The organism is Streptomyces sp. CC224B (assembly GCF_030010595.1).
GTDB lineage: Bacteria > Actinomycetota > Actinomycetes > Streptomycetales > Streptomycetaceae > Streptomyces > Streptomyces longispororuber.
The window spans coordinates 1-5809 of sequence record NZ_JASCXL010000211.1 but is presented as its reverse complement, the minus strand read 5'-3'; the positions used below and the strand labels follow the sequence as shown (position 1 = coordinate 5809).

Genomic DNA, 5809 nt, shown 5'->3' with positions numbered 1-5809 from the left:
GGGCGATTAGCTCAGTGGGAGAGCGCTTCGTTCACACCGAAGAGGTCACTGGTTCGAACCCAGTATCGCCCACCCGGAGAATGCCGGTCCGTCCTCGACGGGCCGGTTTTTTTCATGCCGCGGCCCTGCGGAACCGAACCGCAGCACCTCGGACCGCCTTGCCCCGGGCCGTCCCGTCCCGGGCCGGCCCGCCTCAGGTCGCCTTGCCTCGGACCGTCCCGCCTCAGGCCGCCGCCGGCAGGTCCGGGCGCAGCGGCCACGCCGGGTCCACCGCCTCCGGCGACCCACTGCGCGCGAACCACGCCTGCAGCCCCCGCGCCTGCGCCGCGTGCCACACCGCCTGCAGCGTGTGCAGCTCGGCGGGGGACAGCCGCTCAAGCCGTGCCGCGTACCGGCGGCCGATGGCGCGGACCAGGTCCAGCGCCGCCTGCGCGTCGGCCGCCGCGTCATGGGCCCCGCTCAACTCCACCCCGTACAGCTCGCACAGGTCCGCCAGCGTGCGCCGGCCCTTGCGGTAGCGGTCCAGGTGCCGGTCCAGGACCCGCGGGTCGAGGACGCACAGCGAACGGTTCTCGACGTACCGCGCGAGCGACGAGGCGCGGTGCCTGCGCAACTCGCGGTCCAGCAGCGTCAGATCGAACGGCGCGTTCATCACCACCAGGGGCCGGCCCGCCGCTCCCTGCTCCGCCAGCTCCCGTCCGACCTCCTCCATCACCGGCGCCGGCCAGCGGCCGTTGCGCTCCAGGTGCTCCTGCGTCAGACCGTGCACCGCCGTCGCCGCCTCCGGCACCGGCACGCCCGGATTCACCAGCCAGCGCGTCACCCGCGGGCGGGCCCCCGCGCCGTTCTGCACGACGACGGCGGCCGACACGATCCGGTCGGTCTCCACGTCGACACCCGTCGTCTCCGTGTCGAATGCGGCCAAGGGCCCCTCGTACCAGCACGTCATATCGACGCAACTCCTCGTCCTGACTTGGCAGTTGACCTCCGCTCCCGCCCCACGCAGGTGATACCCGGGCCGTTTGCGCCGAACCCGACGAGGAGACAACACAGGTACGGAGCCCGATGGTTGACGGCTCAAGCGGGGATTTCACCGGTTCGGAAGGCTTCCTGGACATGGCGCTCGCGCAGCCCGAACAGGGCGGGCTGCTGCCCGAGCGGATCGCACCGCCGCGCGGCACACTCGCCACCACCGCCTGCATGGAGACCCTTCAGGTGGGCTATCTGCACGCGGTCGCCGCGGCGGCGGGGTGCTCCCTCTCGCAGCCCTTCCCGGACAACGGCATCGACTGGCACCTCAGCCACAGCGCCCCCGGCCACACCGTCGACGACGAGGTCACCATCAAGGTGCAGCTCAAGTGCACCTACCAGATCCCGCCCCGCCCCCCGGGCGCCGCCTTCTCCTTCACCCTGGACAACGCCCACCTGGAGAAGCTCGCCCGCACCCCCGTGGCGGTCCACAAAATACTGGTCGTCATGCTCGTGCCCCGGTCCCGGGACGACTGGCTGCGCGCCGGCCACGACCGCCTCGACCTGCGGCACTGCTGCTACTGGACCAACCTCGCCGGCCACCCCGTGACCGGCCGGCGCCGCACGACCGTCCGCGTCCCCACCACGCGGATCTTCGACGACCACGCCCTCTGCGAGATCATGACGCGCGTCGGCACGGGAGGGAGACCCTGATGCACCGCCCGATCGACGACCCGGCCCCCGTACGCACCGGCCCCCACCCCGCCACCGCGCTCCCCGCGCCCGGGAGCCGCGGCGTGCCGCCCCACGCCCCCGGCGCCTGGCCCGAGCCGCCCGACCCCGCGCGCGTCGACCCCGCCGTGCTCGCCGCCCTCCTGCACCGGCACGGCTGGCAGCAGCGCGGCGGCGCCCCGGGGCGCTACTCCCGCTGGACACCACCCGGCTCCGGCGGCCGCGGCATCAGCATCCTCGTCCCCGAGGACCGCGCCTTCCCCGACAGCGGCGACCTCCTCGGCGAAGCCCTCACCGCCCTCGCCCGCAGCGCGTCCCCCACCGCCCGCGACATCCTCGTCTCGCTCGCCGTCCCCAGCGACGAGGTCCGCTGGTGGCGCGACGTGCCCGCCGGACCCGCGGGCGCGGCCCCCTGGACCGCCGGGGAGCACCTGCGCGCCGCCGCCCGCCGGATGCTCCTCGCCGGGGCCCTCGCCGCCCGCGAGCGCGCCGGGTACCACGGCGCCCGGCACCGCCGCGCCGCCGCCGCGGCCCTGGAGCACGTCCTCGTGGGCCCCGCCTGCGACGGCGGCCGGCTCACCGCCTTCGTGCCCGTCGCCGCGGCCCGCCCCCTCGCCGTACGCCTGCACCAGGCGCTCCACGCGGCCCGCGAGGCGGTCGACTACCGGCGCGCCACCGGCTCCCTGGACGCCTTCGCCGGCGCCGTCGCGGCAGGCGTCAGCCACGAGCTCCTGGAGGCGGTCGTCGCCCTGGTCCGCGGCACCGAGGGCGCCCGCGTGCACATCGCCTGGTCACCCGCCGCGGGCGTGCCCGACGGCTGCGCGGCCACCGCCGAGCCCGTCGAGTTCTCGCCCGGGGACCTCCCGGCCCTGCGCGAGGCCGCCGCCCGGTACCTGCGCGAGGAGCCGTCCGTGCCGGTACGGGTCACCGGCACGGTGGTGCGCATGCGGCGCTCCGGCCCGCGCGGACCGGGCACCGTACGGCTCCGCGTGCTGGCCGGCGCCGAGGTTCCGCACGTGCGGATGTCCCTGGACGAGGAGGCGTACCGCATCGCCGGCCACGCGCACCTCGTCGGACTGCCGGTGCGGGTGCACGGGCGCCTGGAGAGCCGCGGCGGCTTCCGCAGGCTCACCGGCGTCACCACGGTGGTGCCGGTGCAGGTCGACGACGCCGAGCGGGACCGGCTCATGAAGTCGATCCAGGAGCACGCGGAGGTCATGGCCTTCTTCGAGGAGGCGTGCGGCACCGACTGAGCGCGGCTGCGGCGGGGCGGGCCGCGCGGGGGCGGGGACAACCGTTTCGCGGTGGGCGCCCGGGGCTCGGTACGATTCGTTGCGCGCGCAGGCGAGGATCTGCGGCAGCCCCCATCAGGCAGGAGAGACCGGTGTCAGACGTCCGTGTGATCATCCAACGCGATTCCGAGCGGGAAGAGCGCGTGGTGACGACGGGCACTACGGCCGCCGACCTCTTCCCCGGTGAGCGCACCGTCGTCGCCGCCCGTGTGGCCGGCGAGCTGAAGGACCTGGCGTACGCCGTGGCCGACGGCGACGAGATCGAGCCCGTCGAGATCTCCTCCGAGGACGGCCTGAACATCCTGCGCCACTCCACCGCGCACGTCATGGCGCAGGCCGTGCAGGAGCTGTTCCCCGAGGCCAAGCTCGGCATCGGCCCGCCCATCCGGGACGGCTTCTACTACGACTTCGACGTCAAGGAGCCCTTCACCCCCGAGGACCTCAAGCGCATCGAGAAGAAGATGCAGGAGATCCAGAAGCGGGGCCAGCGCTTCTCGCGCCGCGTCACCACCGACGACGACGCCCGCGTCGAGCTCGCCGACGAGCCGTACAAGCTGGAGCTCATCGGCCTCAAGGGCAACGCCGCGCAGGCCGCCGACGGCGCCGACGCCGAGGTGGGCGCGGGCGAGCTGACCATCTACGACAACCTGGACGCCAAGACCGGCGAGCTGTGCTGGAAAGACCTCTGTCGCGGTCCGCACCTGCCCACCACCCGGAACATCCCGGCGTTCAAGCTGATGCGCTCCGCCGCCGCGTACTGGCGCGGCAGCGAGAAGAACCCGCAGCTCCAGCGCATCTACGGCACCGCCTGGCCGTCCAAGGACGAGCTGAAGGCGCACCTGGAGTTCCTCGCCGAGGCCGAGAAGCGCGACCACCGCAAGCTCGGCGCCGAGCTGGACCTCTTCTCCTTCCCGGAGGAGCTGGGCCCGGGTCTCGCGGTCTTCCACCCTCGAGGCGGCGTCATCCGCAAGGTCATGGAGGACTACTCCCGCAAGCGGCACGAGGACTCCGGCTACGAGTTCGTGAACACCCCGCACATCTCGAAGGAGAAGCTCTTCGAGACCTCGGGGCACCTGCCGCACTACGCGGAGGGCATGTTCCCGGCGATCGAGTTCGACGAGCAGAACTACCGCCTCAAGGCGATGAACTGCCCGATGCACAACCTGATCTTCAAGTCGCGCGGGCGGTCCTACCGTGAGCTGCCGCTGCGTCTGTTCGAGTTCGGGACCGTGTACCGGTACGAGAAGTCCGGCGTCGTGCACGGTCTGACCCGCTCGCGCGGCTTCACCCAGGACGACTCGCACATCTACTGCACCAAGGAGCAGATGGCGGAGGAGCTCGACAAGCTCCTCACCTTCGTCCTGGACCTGCTGCGCGACTACGGCCTGAACGAGTTCGAGCTGGAGCTGTCCACCCGCGACGACTCCGACAAGTTCATCGGCTCGGACGAGGACTGGGCCGAGGCCACGGAGGCGCTGCGCGCGGCTGCCGAGAAGCAGAACCTGCCGCTGGTGCCGGACCCGGGCGGGGCCGCGTACTACGGGCCGAAGATCTCGGTGCAGGCGCGTGACGCGATCGGCCGGTCCTGGCAGATGTCGACGCTCCAGGTCGACTTCAACCAGCCGAAGCGGTTCGGCCTGGAGTACACCGCCGCCGACGGCTCCAAGCAGCAGCCGGTCATGCTGCACAGGGCCTTGTTCGGGAGTATCGAGCGGTTCTTCGGGGTGCTCCTGGAGCACTACGCGGGCGCGTTCCCGGCCTGGCTCGCGCCGGTGCAGGCGGTGGGCATCCCGGTCGGTGACGCGCACGTGCCGTACCTCCAGGGGTTCGCGGAGGAGGCCAAGAAGCACGGCCTGCGGGTCGAGGTGGACGCGTCTTCCGACCGGATGCAGAAGAAGATCCGCAACGCGCAGCGCAGCAAGGTGCCGTTCATGGTCATCGTCGGTGACGACGACATGAACGCGGGCTCGGTGTCCTTCCGGTACCGGGACGGGTCGCAGGAGAACGGCATCCCGCGTGACGAGGCGCTGCGGAAGCTCGTCGACGTGGTGGAGCGCCGGGTCCAGGTCTGATCCAGTCCGGGAAGCGGAGTTCGAGGGGCGGCCCTCCCAGGGCCGCCCCTCGGCGCACCCCCGGTGGCGAATATGCTGGCCACCATGACGAGTGAGCCGGAGCAGCAGATCGGAGTCGGGACGCAGGACGCCTTCCAGCGCCTGTGGACGCCTCACCGGATGGCGTACATCCAAGGGGAGAACAAGCCGACCGGTTCGGGGGCCGACGACGGCTGTCCGTTCTGCTCCATCCCGGCCAAGTCCGACGAGGACGGGCTCGTCCTCAAGCGGGGCGAGCACGTGTACGCGGTGCTCAACCTCTACCCGTACAACGGCGGGCACCTGATGACGGTCCCGTACCGGCACGTCGCCGACTACACGGAGCTGACGGGGCCGGAGACGCTGGAGCTGGCGGAGCTGACCAAGCAGGCGATGACCGCGCTGCGCACGGCGTCGGGCGCGCACGGCTTCAACCTGGGCATGAACCAGGGCTCGGTCGCGGGCGCGGGGATCGCCGCCCATCTGCACCAGCACATCGTGCCGCGCTGGGGCGGCGACACGAACTTCATGCCCGTGGTCGGGCACACCAAGGTGCTTCCCCAGCTCCTGGGGGACACCCGCAGGATGCTCGCGGAGGCCTGGCCCGCGGCGTAGCGACGACGGGCACGGCGAAGGGGCGGGGGGCGAGGCCCCGAGCCCCCCCCCCGAGCCCGGGCCCCGGGGCGGCAACCCCCCGAACACAACCCCCGGGGGGGGGGCCGGGGG

At 72.6% G+C, this 5809-nt stretch carries 5 protein-coding genes and 1 tRNA gene; 5 read left to right on the top strand and 1 reads right to left on the bottom strand.

The annotated features are described in order from the left end of the window. Positions 1-72: transfer RNA gene (locus QK440_RS40625), tRNA-Val, on the top strand. A gap of 151 nt (positions 73-223) precedes the next feature. On the opposite strand, the gene QK440_RS40620 is transcribed toward QK440_RS40625, so the two are convergent. Further along, on the bottom strand, positions 224-949 hold the full coding sequence (locus tag QK440_RS40620) for a 3'-5' exonuclease (protein WP_282798291.1): 726 nt from the start codon (positions 947-949) through the stop codon (positions 224-226). Positions 950-1116: 167 nt separating this feature from the next. Between QK440_RS40620 and QK440_RS40615 the strand changes: the two genes are divergently transcribed. The 4 genes from QK440_RS40615 to QK440_RS40600 all read left to right on the top strand — a co-directional run bounded on the left by QK440_RS40615 (position 1117) and on the right by QK440_RS40600 (position 5698). Then, positions 1117-1683: a DUF4365 domain-containing protein gene (locus QK440_RS40615; RefSeq protein ID WP_282798294.1), complete on the top strand. Its 567-nt coding sequence runs from the start codon at positions 1117-1119 to the stop codon at positions 1681-1683. Then, positions 1680-2954 (top strand): hypothetical protein, encoded by a 1275-nt coding sequence (locus QK440_RS40610; RefSeq protein ID WP_282798293.1) that lies wholly within the window; start codon positions 1680-1682, stop codon positions 2952-2954. The genes QK440_RS40615 and QK440_RS40610 overlap by 4 nt, the downstream gene beginning before the upstream one ends. Positions 2955-3100: 146 nt before the next feature. Continuing rightward, a complete protein-coding gene (thrS, locus tag QK440_RS40605; RefSeq protein ID WP_282798292.1) occupies positions 3101-5065 on the top strand; it encodes a threonine--tRNA ligase in 1965 nt (654 codons plus the stop codon). 72 nt (positions 5066-5137) lie between these two features. After that, positions 5138-5698 carry an HIT domain-containing protein gene (locus QK440_RS40600; protein ID WP_282798290.1) on the top strand — a complete coding sequence of 187 codons (561 nt, stop codon included), beginning with the start codon at positions 5138-5140 and terminating at the stop codon, positions 5696-5698. Positions 5699-5809: the final 111 nt, after the last annotated feature.

What these genes read in the sequence shown, in the direction of transcription:
- QK440_RS40615 (WP_282798294.1), top strand. Translation starts at nt 1,117, where the DNA reads ATGGCGCTCGCGCAGCCCGAACAGGGCGGGCTGCTGCCCGAGCGGATC.
- QK440_RS40620 (WP_282798291.1), bottom strand. Translation starts at nt 949, where the DNA reads ATGACGTGCTGGTACGAGGGGCCCTTGGCCGCATTCGACACGGAGACG.
- QK440_RS40600 (WP_282798290.1), top strand. Translation starts at nt 5,138, where the DNA reads ATGCTGGCCACCATGACGAGTGAGCCGGAGCAGCAGATCGGAGTCGGG.